General features: G+C 72.5%; 1 protein-coding gene. It reads left to right on the forward strand.

What is annotated here, in order from left to right; all coding sequences use genetic code 11:
• Positions 1-23,430 carry an SDR family NAD(P)-dependent oxidoreductase gene (locus AB0P41_RS29140; RefSeq protein ID WP_365935027.1) on the forward strand — a complete coding sequence of 7,810 codons (23,430 nt, stop codon included), beginning with the start codon at positions 1-3 and terminating at the stop codon, positions 23,428-23,430.
• The last annotated feature ends 1 nt before the right edge of the window (position 23,431 follow it).

Here is a 23,431-nt window from a genome sequence, read left to right on the forward strand (position 1 = left end):
GTGTCGCAGCATGTCCCCATCGCCGTCATTGGAATGGCGTGCAGGTTTCCCGGGGCGGACAACCACCGCCGGTTCTGGGACCTCCTCCAGAACGACCGGTCGCCGGTCTGTGAAGTACCACAGACTCGTTGGGACATGGGGAGGGCCGAGGCTGCGGGCGCCTCCGGTGGAGGGGCCGGGTGCCCGGGCGTCAGCAGGTGGGCCGGGCTGATCGACGACGTCGACGCCTTCGACGCGCAGTTCTTCCGCTTCTCCCCGCTGGAGGCCGAGAGCGCTGACCCGCAGCAGCGGATCATGCTGGAACTCGTGTGGTCCTGCATCGAGGACGCGGCCATCGCCCCCGGCCGGCTGTCCGGACGCGATGTCGGGGTGTTCCTGGGCTCGTTCGGCCTGGACTACAAGGAGCTTCAGGAGAGCCGCTCGAGCGAGGTCGCGGCGCACCACTCCACGGGGACGATCGGGGCGGTCATCGCGAACCGGGTCTCCCACTTCCTCGATCTGCGCGGCCCCAGTGTGGTCGTCGACACGGCGTCGTCGGCCTCCTTACAGGCCCTCCACCTCGCGGTCCAGTCCCTTCAGTACGGCGAGTGCGGACTCGCGCTCGCCGGCGGGATCAACCTCGTGCTGACGCCGGCCCGGCACACCTCCTTCGCCAAGACCGGCATGCTGTCGCCCACCGGCTCGTGCCGCCCCTTCGACGAACGGGCCGACGGCTACGTCCGGGGCGAGGGCGCGGGCGTTGTCCTGCTCAAGCCCCTCGCGGACGCCGTGCGCGACGGGGACAATGTCTACGGCGTCATCAAGGGCAGCGCCACGAACCACAACGGCCGGACACGCACACTGACCTACCCCAGCGACCAGGCGCAGGCGCAGGTCGTGGCGGACGCCATCCTCCGGGCGGGCGTCTCCTCCGACACCATCGGGTATGTCGAGGCGCACGGCACCGGGACACCGACCGGGGACCCGGTCGAATTCGAGGGCCTGGTGGAGGGCTTCCGCAGGGCGCGCGGCGAGGACGCGGACCCGCGACAGCAGAACTTCTGCGGCCTGGGGTCGGTCAAGGCCAATATCGGCCACCTCGAAGCCGCCGCCGGGATCGCCGGCCTGCTCAAGGTGCTCCTCGCGATGGAGCACAGGCAGTTGCCCCGCCTGCGGGGCTTCCAGCGGCTGAACCCGCGCATCGACCTGGACGGCACCCCCTTCCACATCGTGGACCGGCTGCGCGACTGGAAGCCCCTGCGGTCGCGGACCGGTGAAACCCTGCCCCGCCGGGCGAGCGTCAGCTCGTTCGGCATCGGCGGCACCAACGCACACGTGGTCCTCGAAGAGGCTCCCACCATGGCACCGGTCCTTCCGGAGGACCGCCACGCCTACCTCGTGTGCCTGTCCGCGCGAACCGGCACCGCGCTCCAGCGCCGGCTCCGCGACCTGCGGGACTGGCTCGACGGCGACGGCTCCGAGGCGAATCTGACCAGCCTCAGTGCCACCCTGCTGCTGGGGCGTGACCACTTCGGCCGCCGGACCGCGCTGGTCGTGCGCGACCGCGACGAGCTCCGGACGAAGCTGGCGCTCCTGTCGGAGACGGGCCGGGCCGACGGCTGCTTCCACGATCCGGAGGGCGCACCGTCGGACGGTGAGGAGGCCGGAGCGCCTCGGCCGGCCGTCGGACCCGTGTCCGGCATCGGGGCCGATCTCCCGGCTGCCGAGTACCGGAACCGGCTGCTGGAGCTGGCGGAGTCCTTTGCCGCAGGACGCGACCACGCGTGGACGGACCTGTTCGCGTCGGCGCCCCGGCGGCTCCGGCTGCCGACCTACGCGTTCGACCGCCACCGCTTCTGGATCACCCGGGACGCCGCCGACGGGACCGTACCCGTCGGGAGTCCGGCGGCCGCGCAGGACGAAGAGTTGGATCCCGCAACCAAGCAGGAAGGACTCGTGCCGAAGATGGTTGGGCAGACACCCAGGGAGTGGACGGGCACCGACACCCGGGAGGCCGTCGAAACGGACCTCCTGGGCCTCGTCGGCGAGGTGCTGCGACTCGAGGTCGACGAGATCCGTCCGCAGGCTCGGCTGTCCGACCTCGGCTGCGACTCGGTCGGCAACACCGAGCTCGCCCTGCGGCTGAACGAGCACTACGGCATCGACGTCGAGCCGGCGGTCTTCTACACGTACTTCACCGTGGGGATGCTCGCGGACCATCTGCTGGAAGGGCGGTACGCCGGAGCCGTGGCGGGGAAGTACACGGCGACCGGCGACCGGACCGACGCGGCGACCGTCGGCGGGACGACGGCCTCAGCCGAGGCGGAGGCCGCGACGGCTGCAGGGGAGGAGGCCGTCACAGGGGCGCGGCCCCAGGCGGACCACGGAGCCGACGACACCGACCACCGCATCGCTGTCATCGGGATGAGCGGCCGATTCCCGCAGGCCCGCACGGTCGAGGAGTTCTGGCAGCTGCTCGCCGAAGGCAGGGACGCGGTGACCCCGATCCCCGCGCACCGGCTGGGTAACTGGGCCGGTGTGGCGGGCGCCTCGGAGGTCCGGGGGGGATGGCTGCCCGGCGAAGCGGAGTTCGACCCGCTGTTCTTCGAGATCTCCCCCAAGGAGGCCGAGCACATGGACCCGCGGCAGCGTCTGCTGCTGCAGGAGTCGTGGCGGGCTCTGGAGGACGCCGGATACGGGGCGAAGCAGCTCGGCGACAACGTCATGGGCATGTTCGTCGGCGCCGAGCAGAGCGACTACCCGGGTCTGGACGGGGACGAGGAGACGCTGACCTCAGGCCATGACGGAATCCTGGCCGCCCGACTCAGCTACTTCCTCGATTTCTCCGGGCCGGTACTGACCGTCAACACGGCCTGCTCGGCCGGCCTGGCGGCCGTGCACCAGGCATGCCTGAGCCTGCGCAGCGGCGAGTGCGACACCGCGGTCGCCGCGGGCGTCAGCCTCATGGCCGGACCCAGGTTCCACGAGCACGCCACCCAGGCCGGGATGCTCTCACCCGACGGGGTCTGCTACGCGTTCGACAAGCGTGCCAACGGCATGGTCATGGGCGAGGCGATCGCCGCCGTCGTGCTGAAGCCGTTGGCCAAGGCGCTTGCCGACGGTGACCGGGTGCACGCCGTCATCACGGCGAGCGGCCTCAACCACGACGGCCGGACCAACGGCATCACGGCTCCCAGCCAGACCGCCCAGGTCGCCCTGCTCGACTCCGTGTACCGGCGGTTCGGCGTCGAGCCGGCCGGCATCGAGCATGTGATCGCCCACGGCACGGGCACCAGGCTCGGCGACCCCATCGAAGTGAACGCGCTGACCGAGGCGTTCGGCCGGCACACCGACGAGACCCAGTACTGCGCGCTGACCTCCGTCAAGACGAACGTCGGGCACACCCTGGCCGCCTCGGGCGTGGTCAGCCTGATCGCCCTGGTGCAGGCGCTGCGGCATCGGACGATCCCCGCGAGCCTGCACTCCGAGCAGGAGAGCGAGTACATCGACTGGACGCGCAGCCCGTTCCGCGTCAACAAGGAGGCCCGACCCTGGCCGGTCCGGCCGGGGCGGGAACGGACCGGTGCCGTCAGCTCCTTCGGCATCAGCGGGACGAACGTCCACGTCGTGGTGGAGAGCCACGGCGACGGATCGGCCGCGCTTCCGGCCGTCTCCCGGCCCTCGTACCTGCTCGCGCTGTCGGCGAAGACCGAAGAGGCGCTCCGGGAGCGGGTGGCGGACCTGCTCGGCTTCCTCCGGTCCGGAGGGTCGGAGGACGTAGGCCTCGGGAGGATCAGCAGCACCCTGCTCGCGGGTCGGCACCATTTCGCGCACCGCTGTGCGCTGGTCGCGGAGACCCCCGAGGATGCCGAGCGGCTGCTGCGGCAGGTCCTCGACGGCAAGAAGGACCCCCAGGTGTTCCGCGGGATGACCGGCCGGGACTTCCGTCCGCATATCGCGCTCGCCGAGTACGGGAACGAGCTGGTCGGACGCGTCCGCGCGGGGGAGCGGGACGGCCAGTACCCGGACGCGGTCCGGGCCCTGGCCGACCTCTACTGCCAGGGCTACGAGCTGGCCTGGGAGAACCTCTTCGGGGAGGAGCCGCTGCCGTGCGTCTCGCTGCCCGGCTACCCCTTCGCCCGTGAGACCTACTGGACCGGCCCGGCGGGGTCCCGCCGAGGGGCGGTGCCGCAGGCGCTTCCCGCGTCCGCCGCACTGCACCCGCTGCTGGACGGGAACGTCTCCACCCTCCGGTCGCAGCGCTACACCAAGTGCCTCTCGTCGAGCGAGTTCTTCCTGCGCGACCACATCGTGGGCGGGAGGATCCTGCTGCCCGGAGTCGCCCACATGGAGATGGCGTACGCCGCCTCCCGTCTGGCCACCGGCGCCGACTCGGTCACCCTGCGGGGCATCATCTGGGGCCGTCCGATCGTCATGGACAGCCCGTCCCGGACCGTGCACATCGAGCTGACCCCGCTCGAACAGGACTCGCTGGAGTTCGTCATCCACGACGAGACCGGCGGCGAGCGCACGGTCTTCTCCCAGGGCCGGGCCGAGTACTCCGCCGACGGGCCGACGCGTCCGCGCGGCGCGATCGACATCTCCGCGATCAAGGCGCGGTGCGGCGCCCGCCGTGAGAACGGTGAGATCTTCGCGAGCCTTCGAGAACTGGGGTTCGGCTACGGCGAGACCTTCCAGGCCATGCAGGAGCTGTACTGCGGCGAGGAGGAGGCCCTGGCCCGGATCGTGCTCGGCGACGGCCTCGACGAGGAGTACCCCCGCTTCACCCTGCACCCCTCGCTGTTCGACGCCGCGCTCAACGCGCTGCGCGGCATCGGGGAGCAGGACGGCGTCCTGCGGATCCCGTTCAGCCTCGAAGAGCTCGTGGTCTTCGCACCGATCCCCCGGCAGTCCTACACCCATGCGACCATCCACCGGATCGCCCGGGACGGCACGCTGAGCGTCGACCTCTCGCTCTGCGACGACAGCGGCACCGAGTGCGTCAGGCTCACCGGCCTGGTGTTCAAGGAGGTCGTGGCGGACAAGAGCGAGCAGCTGCACTACTACGTGCCGCGCTGGACCGACAGCGAAAGCGACGGCGTCACCGGCTCCGGCACTGCTCGCGAAGCGGAGTCCTCTCCGGCGGGACGCACGCTGCTGCTCCTCGACGACGAGGACACGCGCCGTGCTCCGCTGGGCGCGAGGTACGCCGGCCGCGTGGTGCGCGTGCGGAGCGGGAGCTCGTTCCGGGAGTCGGGACCGGACCTGTTCACCGTGGACCGCCGCAGCCCCGAGGACTTCGAACGGCTCCTGCGGACCCTGGAGGACAGGGACTCGGCGCCGTGGGCGATCGTGGACTGCTGGCCGCTCACCCCCGACCCGTCCGATCTCACCATCGGCTTGGAGGGCCTGCTGCACCTCTTCCGTGCCGTGCACCGCACCGGGAACGGGCAGGAGGTCCAGTACCTGTCCGTGCACTCGGACCGGACCGGCCCCCAGCAGTCCGCGGCTGAGGCGCTCACGGGCTTCGGCCGCGCCATGACGACGGTCGACCACTTGTTCCGGGTGGCAAGCCTCCAGGTCGCGGACGCGGCGGCGCCGGACGCCGTCGCGGACTGCGTTCTGCGCGAGCTCGACCGGCCGGAGGGGCTCGCGGCACGGGGCTGGCGCGAGATACGGCACATCGACGGGGTGCGTTCGGAACGCGTGCTGCAGCCGTGGACCGCCGAAGAGCGCGGCGGTGGCTCCGGGCTGCCCCTCAAGGAGCGCGGCGTCTACCTGCTCAGCGGGGGCGCCGGCGCCCTGGGGCTGCACTTGGCCGGGTACCTGGCCAGGGAATGCCGGGCGAGGCTGGTCCTGCTCGGCCGACGGGAGCCGGACGCCTCGCTGCGGGCGGAGTTCGCCGCCCTGGAGGATGCCGGGGCCGAGGTCTTCTACGTCCCCTGCGACGTGACTGACCGCGACGGCGTGAGCCGGGCGCTGGACGCGGCGAAGGAACGCTTCGGCAGTCTTGACGGAGTCTTCCACGGCGCGGGCGTCATGAGCGGTACGGGCGTCATGGATGCCGACTGGGCCGATTTCGAGGGGGTTCTGGCGCCGAAGATGCGGGGAACCGTCCATCTCGACGAGCTGACCGCCGGCGAACCGCTCGACTTCTTTGTCGTGTTCTCGTCCATCGCCGCCTACGTCGGAGATTTCGGACGGGGCAGCTACGCCGCCGCCAACCGGTTTCTCGACGGCTACGTCCGGCACCGGGAGGAACTGCGCACGCAGCGCCTGCGCCGCGGCCGGAGCATCTCGGTCAACTGGCCCTACTGGGCCGAGGGCGGCATGCTCGGCGAGCTCGCCGCGGACGGCCCCGCGAAGACGCTCTACCACGACCACTCGGGCATGCGGGGGCTGCGGACCGAGGAGGGCATCGGGGCGTTGCTGGCGATCCTGGAGTCCGACGAGAATCAGGTCGTCGTGACGAAGGGGGAACGCAAGAAGATCGAGCGGGTCCTGCGGGTCGCGGGAGCCGAGCGGGCCGGTGCGGAAACGGCCGGAGCCCGGACCGACACGGCCGGCCCCGCGCCGGTGACCATGGACGAGGCCGCCGTGGCCGCGGAGAGCACGGAACCGGCCCCCACCGTGGACCCGGGTGAGCTGTTCACCCGGACGGTCGGCTATCTGAAGGGCCGGCTGTCGCAGGTCTTCCGCATTCCGCAGGGGCGGATCGACGCCTCCGCGGAGCTGGGGGAGTACGGCATCGAGTCCATCCAGATCATGGAGCTGATGAGGCTCCTGACCAAGGACTTCGCACCGCTCCCGGGGACGCTGTTCTTCGAGTACCGCACGATCCAGGAACTGGCCGAGTACTTCACCGAGCACCAAGCCGCGCGGCTGACCGAGCTGCTGGGGCCGTCGCGGTCCGCCACCGCGTCGCCGGCGCCTGCGAAGAGTGCGCCCGCCGCCGCTGCGCCGGCCTCCCTGCCGGTCCCGGTGCCCCTGCGGTCCGCCGAGGTCCGGAGCGGCTCCGTGACCCCCCGGCGAGCACGGCCGGCTGTGCGGACGGACGGACAGCCCGCGGGACGCCCGCGTGACGTGGCGATCATCGGCATGAGCGGCAGGTATCCGAAGGCGTACGACCTCGACGAGTTCTGGAAGGTGCTGGAGCGCGGCCAGGACTGCATCGAGGAGATCCCGTCGCACCGATGGGACAAGGAGCTGTACTACGCCGCCGAGAAGACCCCCGGCAAGAGCTCCAGCAAGTGGGGGGGCTTCATCGACGGAGCCGAGGATTTCGACGCGCTGTTCTTCAACATGTCGGCGAACCAGGCCGCGCTGACCGACCCCCAGACCCGGCTGTTCCTGCAGGCCGCCTGGGAGGCGATGGAGGACGCGGGCCACACGCGCCGGTCCCTGAGCCCCGACAAGGCCCGCAAGGTCGGTGTCTACCTGGGCATGATGTGGAACGAGTACCAGCTGTACAGCGGCGAGGACGTCGTCCTGTCCGACCGCGCCGCCGCCTCCAACGCCGTCTCCTACTTCTTCGACCTGCACGGGCAGAGCCTCACCGTCGACACCGCCTGCTCCTCGTCGCTCTACGCGATCGCCATGGCGGTCGAGAGCATCCGGAACGGCTCCTCGTCGCTCGCGTTCGCCGGCGGGGCGAACCTGTCGCTGCACCCCAACAAGTACGTCTCGCTCAGCCAGATGAACTTCTTCTCCGAGACCGGACGCTGCCACTCCTTCGGTGAGGGCGGCACGGGCTACGTACCGGGCGAAGGCGTCGGCTGCGTCCTGCTCAAGTCATACGACCAGGCGGTCGAGGACGGCGACCACATCCACGGGGTGATCCGCGGCGTCGCCACGGTCCACGGCGGCAAGACCAACGGCATGACCGTCCCCAACCCGCTGGCGCAGGCGGACATGGTCTCCGCCGCGCTGGCGGACGCCGGGCTCTCGGCCGAGGACATCAGCTACGTCGAGGGTCACGGCACGGGCACCTCCCTCGGCGACCCCATCGAGATCACCGGTCTGACGCGGGCGTTCCGCAAGCACACCGACCGGAAGCAGTACTGCCCGATCGGATCGGTGAAGTCGAACATCGGCCACCTGGAGGGCGCGGCCGGTATCGTCGCCGTCACCAAGGTCCTGCTCCAGATGCGGCACGGCATGCTCGTGCCCTCCCTCCATTCCGAGCAGCTGAACCCGTACATCGACTTCCCGAACTCGCCCTTCCACGTGCAGCGCCGCCTGGAGCCCTGGGAGCGCCCCACCCGGACGGTCGACGGGGTGCAGCAGACCCTGCCCAGGATCGCCGGCGTCTCGTCGTTCGGCGCGCACGGCGCCATCGCGCACGTGATCATCGAGGAGTACCGGGCCGGGGCCGGGAGGCCGCCGCACCCGGCCCGGGACCCCCGGCCGGAACTGCTGGTGCTGTCGGCGAAGGACGACGAGCGGCTCCGGGCGAAGGCCCGGAACCTGCTCGCGTGGCTGGACGGAGCCGGCCGCGACGCCGACCCCGCGGACATCGCCTACACCCTCCAGGTCGGCCGCGAGGCCATGGAGGAACGCCTGGCCCTGGTCGCCGACGGGCGGGACGCGCTGCGCGAGCGGCTGCGCGCGTTCCTCGACGGCGAGCAGGAGGACGCGGATGTCTTCCGCGGCGGCGTGCGGCAGAACAAGGACTCTGTCGCCCTTCTCGAAGCCGACGAAGAGATGCGGGCCCTGGTCCGGCAGTGGCTCGCGCAGGGCCGGTACGACAAGCTGGCCAACGTCTGGGTCAAGGGCCTGGCCCTCGACTGGACGTCCCTGGCCCGCCACGTCGAGCCGCGCCGCATTCCCCTGCCGACGTACCCGTTCGTCCAGGAACGCCACTGGCTCGACGCCCCTCCCGCGCTCGCCCCCCAGCCGCCGCGTCCGGCGGCTCCGGCCGAGCCCGCGGCGGCCGGCCGGGTGCCCGCGGAAGAGTCCGTCGGCGAACGGACCCGGCCGCTGGCCTTCGTGGAGGCCTGGGAGCCGGCGCCGCTGGGCGCGGGCACCGACCCCGCGCCGCGCGGCATCGTGTTCCTGTGCACGGGCACCGAGCGCCAGGAGGCGGTCGCCCGGGCGGCCCGGGAGCTCGACCCCGGCCTCCGCACGGCCTTCGTCGGACGCGGGGACGGCTTCCGCACGACGGGTCCCGACCGCTACGAGGTCCGGCGCGGCTCGGCACAGGACTACCGGGACGCCTTCCGCGCCATCGCGGCCGGCCCCGCTCCCGTCGACGCGGTCGTCAGCATGGAGGCGCTCGAACCCGGAGCCGTCGACGGCGACTTCGGCGACGTCGTACTGACGCTCCAGGCCATCGCCGACGCCGGACTCGACGTACGGCGCCACCTGGTGGCCGGGCAGTACCGCGACGGCCGGGAGCGGGCGCTGCTGGAGGCACACCTCGGTTTCGAGCGCTCGCTGGGCCTGGTGATGCCGAAGCTGTCGGCGGTGGCCGTGCTCCAGGACGCCGACGATCCACAGCGGCCGGCGGACGCCGCGGCCTGGGTGACCAGGCTGGTCGCCGAGCTGCGCCAGGGGCCGGCGGTCAGCGCGTCGTACCGGTCGGGCGGGCGCTTCGTGAGCCGTGTCCGTGAAGCCGTGCTGGAGGAGGGCCGTTCCGGAGCGCTCCGGCACGGCGGCACCTATCTGATCACCGGCGGCTGTGGCGGGCTCGGGCTGATCACGGCCCGGCACTTCGTGCAGCACTACGCGGCCAACGTCGTCCTGACCGGCCGCTCCCCGCTGGACGAGACACGCCGGGAGACCCTGCGCGGGCTCGACGCCGGAGACCGGGTCCTGTACGTCCAGGCGGACAGCTGCGACGCGGACGCCATGACGCGGGCCGTGGCACGGGCGCGCGAGAGCTTCGGCGCCCTGCACGGCGTCATCCACGCCGCCGGGGTCCAGGGGCAGGGCAGCGTCCTGGAGAAGGACCTGCGCTCCTTCGAGGCGGTCCTCGACCCCAAGATCCGGGGGACGCTGGTACTGGACGAGGCGCTGGCCGGCGAAGAGCTGGACTTCGTCTGCTACTTCTCCTCCACCGCAGCCGTCATCGGTGACTTCGGCACCTGCGACTACGCGGTCGGCAACCGCTTCCAGATGTCCTACGCCCGGCACCGCGAGGAGCAGGTGCACGCGGGCCGCCTGACCGGACGGAGCCTGGTGGTCAACTGGCCGCTGTGGCGCGAGGGCGGCATGGGCTTCGACCACGACACCACCACGATGCTGCTGAAGTCCAGTGGCCAGGACTTCCTGGAGACGGCGGAGGGCATCGCCCTCCTCGAGCAGCTGCTGTCCCAGCAGGCCGCTCAGCACATGATCCTGGTCGGCAGTCCGAGCCGGGTCTCCCGGTTCCTGGGGCTGACGCCCCCCGCCGACGCCCCCGCGCGACCGGCGGCCGACGAAGCCGCAGCCCGGCCGGCCGTCCCGGCGTCCGGGAGCGCCCCGAACCCGGTGCAGGCCCCGGACGCGGAGGAACGCCTGGCAGACGATCTGCGCCGGATCGTCAGCGGCGCGGTGGGCCTGTCCCCGGACAGGCTCTACGAGGACGACAACCTCGCCGACTACGGCTTCGACTCGGTGAGCCTCGCCGGACTGGCCACCGGGCTGGGCGAGTACTGGGGCGTCGCGGTGACGCCGGCCCTCTTCTACAGCCGCTCCACGCTGCGCAAGCTGCGTGAGTACTTCGCCACGGAGCACCGGGAGGTCCTCGCGGCGTTCTATCTCGCCCAGGCCACCCGCGGCGCCGCTGCCGAGCCCGTCGGAGCGGAGTCCGCACCCCCGGAGGACGTGACGCCCCCCGTCGGCCGGCAGGCCCCGAGCGCCGAGTCCGCCCAGGGCGCCGGCGGGACCCCCGGCCCTGACTTCGCAGGCCGCGAGCCGCACCCGGCCGGCGGGGACGATGACGTCGCGGTCATCGGCATGAGCGGGCGGTTCCCCGGCGCCGACGACCCTTCCGAACTGTGGTCGGTCCTCGCGGAGGGCCGCGACACCGTCACCCCCGTCTCCCGCGAGCGCCTCGACCTGTGGGGCGAGCCGCACGACAGCCCCTTCGCGTCCTTCCGCGTCGGCCAGGTGCCCGACCCGGACGAGTTCGACCCGCTGTTCTTCGAGATCTCCCCGAACGAGGCACGGAGCCTGGATCCGCGCCAGCGCCTGCTGCTCCAGGAAGCGTGGCACGCCCTGGAGGACGCCGGCTGGACGCCCGCGTCGACCCGTCGGGTCGGAATGTTCGTGGGGGTCGAGCAGGGTGACTACGACATTCCGGACCCCGAAGCGGGCAGCATCACGGCCAACCACGACGGCATCCTCGCAGCACGCCTGTCATACCTGCTCGACCTGAGCGGCCCCGTGATGGCCATCAACACCGCCTGCTCCTCCGGACTGGTCGCCGCCCACCAGGCGTGCGCGAGTATCCGCGCCGGCGAGTCCGACGTCGCCCTGGCCGCGGGCGTCAGCCTGATAACCACCCCGCAGTTGCTGACCCGGACCAAGCAGGCGGGCATGCTGTCCGAAGACGGCGTCACCTACGCCTTCGACAGCCGTGCGAACGGGATGGTGCTCAGCGAGGCCGTCGCCGTCGTGGTGCTGAAGCGGCTCTCGGCGGCGGTGGCCGACGGCGACCGGATCCACGGTGTCATCCGCGCCAGCGGCATCAACTACGACGGCAGGTCCAACGGCATCACCGCCCCGAACGGCGACGCCCAGGCCGCGCTGCTGCGCGACACCTACCGGCGGCACGGCATCGACCCGGCGGACATCGAGTACGTGGTCGCCCACGGCACCGGCACGCGGCTCGGCGACCCCGTCGAGGTCAACGCCCTCAACGACGTCTTCCGGAGCTTCACCGGCAAGCGGGGCTACTGCGCCCTGACGTCCGTGAAGCCGAACGTCGGGCACACGCTCGCGGCCTCGGGTCTCGTCAGCCTCATCGGCGTCCTGCAGGCCATGCGCCACGAAACGATCCCCGGATCCCTGCACTGCGCGCACGAGAACGAATACATCGACTGGAAGGACAGCCCGTTCTTCGTCAACAGGACGAACCGGGCATGGCCCCAGGTCCCCGGACACAGGAGGCTCGCCGCCATCAGCTCCTTCGGAATGAGCGGTACCAACGCCCACATGGTGGTGGAGGACCGTCCGGCGGGCAGGGAGGAAGAGGGCGTGGAGATGTCCGCCCATCTGCTGGCCCTGTCGGCCAAGTCCGAGGAGTCGCTGCGGCAGCGCGTCGCCGACCTCATCGACTTCCTGGAGGCCCCCCGGCAGTCCCACGGACTGCGGGACGTCAGCGCGACGCTGCTGGAGGGCCGGCCGCACTTCCGGCACCGCTGCGCGGTCGTGGCCCGGGACACCGCCGAGGCGGTCCGGCTGCTGCGCGGGTGGTCCGCGGCCGGGCACCACCCCGATGTCCTCACCGGCCTGGTGCCCAGGGACTTCACTCCGCATGACGCGGCCCGGCAGGCCGGGGACCGGCTGCTGGACGAGGCCGCCGGACGGCAGACCGACGGGGCCGTGCTCCGGGACGCCCTGCGCGCCGCGGGGAAGGCCTACTGCCGGGGGTACGACCTGGAGTGGCGCCAGCTGTTCGGCGGCCGGCGCACCGCGCCGGCCGCGCTGCCCGGCTATCCGTTCGCGAAGAAGCGCCTGTGGCGCCGGCCCGCGCAGCGGACGGCGCCGGGCGGGACCCTCACGGCCGGCTCCTTCCGTGCCGTCGGCACCGGACACCGGTTCGACACGACGCTCACCGGGTCGGAGTCCTTCCTGCGCGACCACCTCGTGGCCGGCGAGAAGGTCCTGCCGGGCGTCGCCCACCTGGAGCTGGTCCGGGCGGCCCACGCCGCGCAGCGGAACGCGCCGACGGCCGCAGTCACCTTCCGCGACGTCGTGTGGCTGAGGCCGCTGCGGGTCGACGACGCCCCGGTCGACCTCCGGGTCGAACTGGAGCCGGACGGAGCTGCGGGGAGCCGCTACCGGCTCCTGGCCCCCGGAGCCGACGGCCCCGTCGTGCACAGCCAGGGGCGCCTGGAGCAGGGGAACGAATCCGTGGCGCGGCCACGCCTCGACCTGGAGGCCCTGCGGACAGAGTGCGGACGCTACGAGACGGCAGCGGGCGAGATGTACCTTGCCTACCGGCGCCAGGGCATCGCCTACGGCCCCTCCTTCAGGGGAGTGAGACGACTCCTTGTGGGAGACGCGCAGGTGCTCGCCGAACTGGAGCTGCCCGAGGCGCCCGAGTACGGTCCGGGCGGCCCGGAACTGCCCCCGGGGCTCCTGGACTCGGCACTCCAGGCCTCCGCGGGCCTGCGGACCACCGGCGGACTCAGCCTTCCGTACGCCGTCGGAGCCGTGGACGTCCTGGGCCCCTGCGAGCCGGTCATGTGGGCATGGCTCAGGAGCACCACGGAGGGCGGTGCCGAGTTCGACGTCGACCTCTGCGCCAGGGACGGCGAGGTCCGCGTGCGGTTCGCGGCCTTCCGCACCCGGCCCCTGTCCGCCGGTGCGGAGGCACCGGCCGAGCCGAAGAAGCCCGCCGCCCGCGGCCCGGTGCTGCTCCAGCCGCGCTGGGAGCCCGCCGGGCCCGTCCCGCCGGCGGCTGACGCCGGCTCCCTGGGGCGGACTCTGCTGGCCGGCACCGACCCTGAGGAGCTGGGCTCCCTCCTCACCGGGAGCGGTGAGGACGTCGACGTCCTGCTGCTGCGGGCCGACGACACCGTCGACGGTCTGCGGGAGCGGCTCGGCCGCGGTGCGCCCTACGACGGCGTCGTCTGGGTCGTGGGCGGCGGAGCGGAAACTCTCCCGCAGAGCGAGGACCTGATCACCCGCCAGGAGGAGGGCCTCTACGCCGGCTTCCGCCTGGCCAAGGCGCTGCTGGCACTCGGCTACGACAAGCGCGACCTGGCGTGGACCGCCCTCACCGTCCGCAGCCTCGGCGTCGTCGACACCGACCGGGTCGACCCGACGCACGCGGGCGTGCACGGACTGCTGGGGTCGCTGTCCAAGGAAAACCCGCGCTGGCGGGTGCGCCTTGCCGATGTGGAGACGGTACGGGACGAGGTGCTGAGGGAGGCGCTGCGCCTGCCGGTGAAGCCGTCCGGCGACAGCTGGGCCCACCGGGGCGGGAGCTGGCTGCGGCAGACCCTGGAGCCGGTGGCCTCCGACGCGCTCCCCACCGGGGCGCTGCCGTACCGGAGCGACCGGGTCTACGTGGTCATCGGCGGTGCCGGAGGCCTCGGCGCGGTCTGGACAGAGCACGTGGTCCGCACCTACGGGGCGCAGGTGGTGTGGATCGGCCGCCGTGCCGAGGACGAGTTCGTCCGGGCCAGGATCGACGCGGTCTCCCAGCTGGGACCGGCACCGTGGTACGTCCAGGCCGATGCCACGGACCGGGACGACCTGACGGCCGCCCTCACGCGGATCAGGGCCCGCTTCCCCGAGATCCACGGCGTCGTGCACTCGGCGCTCGTCCTGCTCGACCAGAGCGTGGCCAGGATGCCGGAGGAGCGGTTCCGGGCCGCCGTGCGCGCGAAGGTGGACACCAGCGTCCGCATCGCACAGGTCTTCATGGACGAGCCGCTGGACTTCGTGCTGTTCTTCTCCTCGACCAACTCCTTCCAGCGTTCCGCGGGCCAGAGCAACTACGTATCCGGCTGCGTCTTCAAGGACGCGTTCGCCCGGCTGTGGCGGCAGAGCCGCCCCACCGCGGTGAAGGTGGTGAACTGGGGCTACTGGGGCAGCGTCGGCGTCGTCGCCTCGTCCGAGTACCAGCAGCGGATGGAGCGGAGCGGCATCGGCTCCATCGAGCCCGCCGAAGGCATGGCCGCCCTCGACCGCCTGCTCTCCGGTCCGTACCACCAGCTCGCCGTGGACAGGACCACCGTCCCGCGGCAGGCCGGCGACCACACGCCCGCCGGTTCCGCCGGCCCGGACGACCGGCTGCTCCAGCGCGTGCTCGCGGACTCCAGCGACGCCCGGGGCTTCGATGACGACCTGCTGTGCGAACTGCTCCTGCTGCAGCTGGGCACGCTGGGGATGGACCTCGCCGGCGGCGGCTCCGTCGCCGACCTGCGAGGAGCCCTGACACCGGAGGGCGGCTACGAGCGCTGGCTCGACGAGAGCCTGCGCGTCCTGGCCGAGCACGGCCATCTGGAGGTGGACGCCGAGCGCTACGCCCCCACGGGCAAGGCGCGCCCCGACGGTGCCGACGCGTGGCGGCGCTGGGACGCGGTGTGCCGCGAGGCCGACGGTGCCAACGCCCATGTCAACCTGCTCGCGCCGGCGATCCGCGCGCTGCCCGAGGTCCTCTCGGGGCGGCAGCGCGCGACCGACGTCATCTTCCCGGGGTCCTCGACGGGTCTGGTACGAGGCGTCTACCGCGACTGCGAGAGCGCCACGGCGCTGAACGAGCTCGTCGCGGAGTCGGTGGCGGCCCGCGTCGAGGCCCTGCTCGCCCGCGACCCGGCACACCGCGTCCGCATCTTCGAGATCGGATCCGGCACCGGGGGCACCACCGAGAAGGTGCTGCGCCGGCTGGCGCCGTACCGCGACAGCATGGCCGAGTACTGCTACACCGATGTCTCCCGCTACTTCCTGCGCAACGGACGGCAGGAGTTCGCCGCGGACCATCCGTATCTGAGGTTCGAGCTGTTCGACGCGGAGAGCTCTCCCGCCGAGCAGGGGCTGGAGGAGGGCGGCTACGACATCGTCCTCGCCACCAACGTCCTGCACGCCACCCGCGACGTCCGGGCGGCGGCACGGCACGTCCGCGCCCTGCTGGGCGCGGACGGCACCGTCGTCCTCAACGAGCTGGCGACCAGCACCGTCTTCCTGCACCTGACCTTCGGGCTGCTCGACGGCTGGTGGCGCTACGAGGACACCGACCTGCGCATACCGGGCTGTCCGGGACTGGCTCCCGAAACCTGGCAGCAGGTGCTCGGGGAGTCGGGATTCGCCTGCGCCTCCTTTCCCGCCGAAGCCGTGCACCACACCGGCCACCAGATCGTGGTCGCCCGGACGGGCGAGCCGGTCCCGGGCCCCACCTCCGAGCCGGCCCCCGGCCCCGCCTCCGCGGCGCGGGTCGCGGACGACGCGGAAGCCCGGGTGCGGTCCGTGATCGTCGAGCGGCTGCAGACGTCCCTGGGACTGGACCGCCGGGAGATATCCGAGGAGGAATCCTTCGCCGATTACGGGGTGGACTCCATCCTCGCCGTCGAGCTCACCCAGGAACTCGGCACCGACCTGGGCGTCTCGCTGTCGGTCACGGACCTCTTCGACCACAGTTCGGTGCGCGCCCTCGCCGGCTACGTGGTGGAGCACCTACTCGACGCGTCGTCACCGCTCCTGGCGGTCCCGGTGCCCGAAGCGGCCTCGACGGCCGTTCCCGAACCGCCCCGGGCTCCCGCCCCGGTGACCGTGCCCGTTGTGGCCGCCGCACCGAGGCCGGCCGTTCCGGCGTCCGCCCCCACCGGCGCCGATGCCGTTGCCGACGCCGAGTTCCCGGCCGGGTCCCCGGTCGGCGAGCCCGTCGCCGTCATCGGCATGAGCGGGCGGTTCGGCACGGCCGAGGACACCGAACAGCTCTGGGAGCACCTCGTCGACGGGCGCAGCCTTGTCGGGGAGATCTCCCGGTGGGACATGTCCGCCCTCGTGGCGCCCGGCGCGCCGCACCCCCGGTACGCCTCGATGATGGACGGCATCGACCGGTTCGACCCGCTGTTCTTCCAGATATCCGGCCTTGAGGCCGCCTACATGGACCCCCAGCAGCGGATCGTGCTGGAGGAGGCGTGGAAGGCGCTGGAGGACGCCGGCTACGCGGGCGACGCCCTGCGCGGCCGGTCCTGCGGCGTCTACATCGGCACCCAGGTCAGCGACTACCTGCCCGGCTCCCGCGAGGACGCCCCCGCCCAGGCCATGTGGGGCAACGCCGAGGCGATCATCCCGGCACGCCTCTCCTACCTCCTCGACCTGCGCGGCCCCGCCATCGCCGTCGAGACCGCGTGCTCCGGCTCCCTCGTCGCCCTCCACCTCGCCTGCCAGGCGCTGCGCGCGGGCGAGGTCGAGGCGGCCCTGGTCGGCGGCGTGTCCGTGCAGTGCGCACCCGACTACTACCTGAACGCCCACAAGGCCGGGATGCTCTCGGAGACCGGCCAGTGCCACGCCTTCGCCGAGCACGCGGACGGATTCGTCCCCGGGGAGGGCGCCGGCGTGGTCGTGCTCAAGCGGCTGAGCGACGCCCTCGCCGACGGCGACCACATCCACGGTGTGATCCGCGGTTCCGGCATCAACCAGGACGGGACCTCCAACGGCATCACGGCACCGAGCGCCAAGTCGCAGGAGCGGCTGGAGCGCCAGGTGTACGACACCTTCGGCATCGACCCGGCCGGCATCCAGCTCGTCGAGGCCCACGGCACCGGCACCCAGCTCGGGGACCCGATCGAGTTCCAGGCACTGACCCGTGCCTTCCGCCACTACACCGACAGGCGGCAGTACTGCGCCATCGGATCGGTCAAGACCAATGTCGGGCATGCCGCACCGGCCTCAGGCATGGCGGGGCTCATCAAGGTCCTGCTCGCTCTGCGCCACCGCGAGCTGCCGCGCAGCCTTCACTTCGACCGGGGGAACCCCCACATCGACTTCGAGGGCAGCCCGTTTTACGTCAACACGGTCCACCGCGCCTGGACGGCCGAGCCGGGCCGGCCGCGGCGCGCGGCGCTCAGCTCCTTCGGGTTCAGCGGCACCAACGCCCATGTGGTGGTCGAGGAGGCCCCCGAAACGGCGCGCCGTGGCGCCGCCCGCGTCGAGGACCACCTCGTGGTGCTGTCGGCCCTGTCCGCCGAGCAGCTGCGGACCCAGGCGGAACGGCTGGTGGAGCACCTGCGCCACCGCACGGACACCGACCTGGGCGACATCGGCCTGGCCCTGCTGCGGGGCCGCCGGCACTGCCCCGTCCGGCTGGCGTGCGTGGCCCGGGACACCGCCCACCTGGTGGCGCTCCTGGCGCAGTGGCTCGCGGACGGACGGGAAGCGGACGTGCGCACCGCAGACCTCACGGAGAACGCGGCGAGCCCCCAGCCCGCTCTGGAGCAGTACGGCGAGAGCTGCCTGCGCAACTGCGCCGAGGGCGCCACCGGGGCGGCCCGCCGGGAGCACCTGGAAGCCGTGTCCGCCCTCTACCTGCAGGGCTACCGGCTCCGCTACGAGCGGCTCTTCGAGAACGGTTCCCACCGGAGCGTCCCCCTGCCGACCTACCCGTTCCAGCGGCAGCGCCACTGGCTGCCCGCGGTGGACGGCCCCCGTTCCGCCGTCTCGGCGCCCTCCGCGGACCGCACTCCCGCACCGGGCCCGGGGACGGAGTCGGCCCATCTGGCGCTGGCGCCGACCTGGGTCGAGGACCAGGCTTCCGCGCCCCGGCCCGGGGGCCCCGTCCGGAGCGGTGTCGTCGTCGTGGGCGGAAGCCCCGAGGAGCGGGCCGCCCTGGCGGCCGAGTGCCCCGACGCCCGCTTCCTCGCCGACGGCTCGGCGGGCACGGCCTCGCTCGTCGAGCAGCTGCGGGGCGCGGGCCGGGTCCGCGACCTCGTGTGGATCTCCCCGGCGGACGGCAGCGCCACCCCGGATGAGCAGCTGCGGCGTACCTCCGTTGGAGTGGAGGCGTTCTTCCGCCTGGTCAAGGCGCTGTTCGAGCTGGGCTACGGCGCCGATGAGCTGACGTGGACGGTGCTGACGCGCCAGACCCAGGCCGTGCTGCCGGGCGAGGCGGTGCGGCCCGCAGACGCGGCCGTGCTCGGCCTGGCGGAGGTCATGGCGAAGGAACTGCCCCACTGGAGGGTGGCCTGCTTCGACCTCGGCGGGACCGACGGGCTCGCCGCCCGGCTCCTGTCCGCCGCCGACGGGACGACAGTGCGGGCGTTCCGGGACGGCCGGTGGTTCCGCCGGGGCCTGTCCCGCGTGGAGCTGCCGGCGCCGGCCCGCTCCCCGTACAAGGAGGGCGGGGTGTACGTCGTCCTGGGCGGGGCCGGCGGCCTCGGCCGGCTCTGGAGCGAGGACATGATCCGGCGCTACCGGGCGCAGATCGTATGGATCGGCCGCCGGGAGAAGGACAGCACCATCCAGGGCGAGATCGACCGGCTGGCCGCGTTCGGGCCGGCCCCGTGGTACATCCGGGCCGACGCCTCCGACGGGGACTCCCTGCGGAGCGCCCACGCCCGGATCCGGGAGCGCTTCGGCGCCGTCCACGGCGCGGTGCAGTCCGTCTTCGGCCTGGTGGACCAGAGCCTGCTCAACACGACCGAGGAGCGGTTCCGGGAGGGCCTGAGCGCCAAGATCGACGCCAGCGTGCGGATGGCCGAGGTCTTCGACGCCGAAGGGCTCGACTTCATGCTCTTCTTCTCCTCGATCGCCTCGGTCAACCCGTCCATGGGCTACTGCAGTTACGTGGCGGGCAACGCCTTCGAGGACGCCCTCGTCCGCTCCCTCTCCGGAACGCGCCCGTACGCCGTGAAGGTGGTCAACTGGGGCTACTGGGGGGCCGTCGGCAGCGGGCTCGACGTGCCGTCGCACGTCCGCGAGCGCATCTACCGGCACGAGGGGCTGGGCGACATCGACCCCGCCCTGGCGATGGACGCGGTCCAGCGACTGCTGGCCGCTCCGCTCGACCGGGTGGCCTACCTCAACACCAGCGCACCCGAGCGTTTCGAGGGCTACAGCGACCGCGAGGAGATCCGTGTGCTGGAGCCTGCCGAGCGCCGGAGCGAGCCGCTCGTCCCGCTGACGCCCGAGCGCCGGGAGCAGTTGCGCACCGTGGAGGAACGGGCCAAGTCGAAGCTGCGGGCGCTGGACGAGCTGCTCCTGCGGCTGCTGTGGGGCGCACTGCACGGGCGCGGCTGGATCGGGGCGGACACCTTCGACACGGACTCCTTCCGGCGGGCCGGCGGGATCCTGGAGAAGTACGGCCGCTGGACGTCGGAGACCCTCAAGCTGTTCGCGCGCCAGGGCTGGCTCGCGGAGACCGGGGCCGAGGGCTCCTATCGCGCCGTCCCCGGCGCCGTCGATCCGGAAGCCGCCGCCGAGTGGGAGCGCGGCCGGGGCGCCTGGCTCGCGGACCCCGAACTGCGCGCGTCCGTCGACCTGGTCGACGCGACCCTGCGCGTGCTTCCGGACGTCCTCACCGGCGCCGTCCCCGCGGTCGACGTGATCTTCCCCGGCTCCTCGCTGGAGCTGGTCGAGGGGATCTACAAGCGGAACATGATCGCCGACTACTTCAACGACGTCGTCGGGGACTGCGTCATCGCCTTCGTCGAGAGCAGGCTCGCGCGGGATCCCGGAGCCCGGATACGGATCCTGGAGATCGGCGCCGGAACGGGTGGCACCACCGCCACGGTCCTGTCCCGGCTCCGGTCGTACCAGCGGCACGTCGGTGAGTATTGCTACACCGACCTCTCCAAGGCGTTCCTCGTCCACGGCCGGCGGGAGTTCGGCGCGGACCGTCCGTTCCTGCGCTGCGAGATCTTCGACGCCGCCCGCCCGCCCGCCGAACAGGGGCTCGACGAAGGCGGGTACGACCTGGTCATCGCGACCAACGTGCTGCACGCCACAGAGGACGTCCGCACCTCCCTGCGTAACAGCAAGGCGCTGCTGCGGTCCGGAGGGGCTCTGGTCGTCAACGAGATCGCCGCCTACACCGTCTTCGGCATGCTGACGTTCGCGCTGCTGGACGGCTGGTGGCCGGCCGACACCGCGCTGCGCGAGCCCGGCGGGCCCGGCCTGCGGCCCGGGATGTGGCAGTCGGTGCTGGAGCAGGAGGGATTCGGCGGCATCGAGTTCCCCGCGCGGGACGCGCACCCGCTCGGCCAGCAGGTGGTGGTCGGTTTCAGCGACGGGGTCATCCGCCGGACCGGCGGCGAACCCCGCCGTCCCGAGGAGGCGCACCGGCCGGCCGCCTCCCTCCCCGCGGCGGAAACGGCCGGTGCACGGCCGGCGGGGGCGCCCCCCGAGTCCCCGGTGGACGAGACGGTGCTCGCGGACGCGGTGCGCGGCTACCTCAAGGAGCTCGTCGCCCGGACCCTCCTGGTCCCGGCCGAGTCCATCGACGCCCGTGAGCGGCTTTCCGCCTACGGCATCGACTCCATCCTCATCCTGCAGCTGCTGACCGTCCTCAAGAAGGACCTGGGGGAGACGAGCAGCACCCTGTTCTTCGAGTACCCCACCATCGAGGCGCTGACCGGCTACTTCGTCGCCGAGCGGGGCGAGGCAGCGGCCCGCACCCTCGGCGTGGCACCCGACCCCGCCGCCGGACGGGCGGCGGGGACCGCCGTTGCGGCCGGGCCCGTGCCGGCCGAGGCCGCTACGGCGCCCGGCCCCGGCAGGGCGCAGACCCGCCCGGCACCGGGGCCCGGCCGGACCGGGGACACCGGTCGCACCGGTGGCGTCGCGATCGTGGGCATGAGCGCGCGCTTCCCCCAGGCCGAGACGCTCGACGCCTTCTGGTCGGTGCTGCACGAGGGCCGGAACACCGTCACGGAGGTCCCGGCCGACCGTTGGCCGCTCGACGGCTTCTACGAGCCCGACAAGGAGGAGGCCCTCGCGAAGGGCCGGAGCTACAGCAAATGGGGGGCCTTTCTCGACGGATTCGCCGACTTCGACCCGCTGTTCTTCGAGATGACGCCGAACGACGCCCTGGAGATCGACCCGCAGGAGCGGCTGTTTCTCCAGGAAGCGTGGCGGGCGTTCGAGGACGCCGGCTACACACGGAGCCGCCTGGAGCAGGAACACGGTTCCCGCGTGGGCGTCTTCGTCGGCATCACCCGCGCCGGGCACAACCTCTACGGCCCCGAGCGCTGGCGCCGCGGCGACACCGCCCAGCCCTACACCTCCTTCGGGTCGGCGGCCAACCGCGTCTCGTTCAAGATGAACCTCAACGGTCCGAGCATGCCCGTAGACACGATGTGCTCCTCCTCGCTGACGGCGCTCCACGAGGCCTGCGAACACCTGCTCCACGGGGACTGCGAACTGGCGGTCGCGGGCGGCGTGAACCTGTATCTGCACCCGTCGAGCTACGTCAACCTGTGCAACCTCCAGATGCTCGCCGACAGGGACGAGTGCCGCAGCTTCGGCGCCGGCGGCAACGGCTTCGTCCCCGGTGAGGGCGTCGGCGCGCTCGTCCTGAAGCGGCTGGAGGACGCCGAGCGGGACGGTGACCACATCCATGCCGTCATCCTCGGCACCAGCATCAACCACGGCGGCACCACGAACGGATACACCGTGCCGAATCCGGTCGCCCAGGGGCGTGTCGTGCGGGACGCCCTCGACCGTGCCGGCGTCGACGCGCGCACCATCGGCTACGTGGAGGCGCACGGTACCGGGACCGCGCTCGGAGACCCCATCGAGATCAATGGCCTGACCCGGGCGTTCTCCCAGGACACCCAGGACCTGGGGTACTGTGCGATCGGCTCCGTCAAGAGCAACATCGGGCACGCGGAGGCCGCCGCCGGGATTGCCGGGGTGTTCAAGACCCTCCTGCAGATGCGCCACGGCGAGCTCGTCCCCAGCCTGCACGCCGACGAGCTCAACCCGCACATCGACTTCGACACGACCCCGTTCGTCGTCCAGCGGGCGGGCGCGGAATGGAAGCGGCAGGTCGTCGCCGTCGAGGGCGTCAGCACCGAGGTGCCGCGCCGGGCGGGGGTCTCCTCCTTCGGCGCGGGCGGCTCCAACGCCCACGTGGTGATCGAGGAGTACGTCCGCGACCGGACGGCCCCCGGGGCCGAGCGGACCGGCGAGCCGGTCGTGGTCGTCCTGTCCGCCAAGGACGAGGAGCGGCTGCGGGAGCGGGCGGGCGCTCTGCTGGACGCCCTTCCCGAAGCCGAGCGGACCGGGGCGACGCCGGCCGACGTCGCGTACACCCTGCAAGTGGGCCGCGAGGCCATGGCCGAACGGCTGGGCACGGTCGTCGGCTCGTTCGACGAGCTGAGGGACCGGCTGCGCGCCTTCCTGGAGCACTCCGGCGGCACCGTCGCCGGAGTGCACCGCGGTCGCGCGGCGCGCTCCGACCGGGCACTGACCGCACTGACCACCGATGCCGAGATGGGCGCGGTCGTCGGGACATGGCTGGCCAAGGGCTCGTACGCCAAGGTGCTCGACCTGTGGGTGAGCGGCTTCGAGCTGGACTGGGGCGCCCTGCACCCGGCGGGCGCGGCGCGTATCGTCCCGCTGCCCGCCTACCCCTTCGCCCGGGAGCGGTACTGGATCGCGGAGCGGTCGCTCGACCGCAGGCTTCCCGAAGCCTCCGGCGAAGAGCTGGGGGACGGCCCGCCGGACTCGCTGATCGACGACCTCCTCGACGAGGTGGTGCAGGGCTCTCTCGGCGTCGAAGCCGCCGCCGAACACATCCGACGGTCCGTCCTCGACGGCACCGGCGCGCACACTGACAACGAGGGGCGCTGAT

Source organism: Streptomyces sp. NPDC079167 (assembly GCF_040686735.1).
GTDB lineage: Bacteria > Actinomycetota > Actinomycetes > Streptomycetales > Streptomycetaceae > Streptomyces.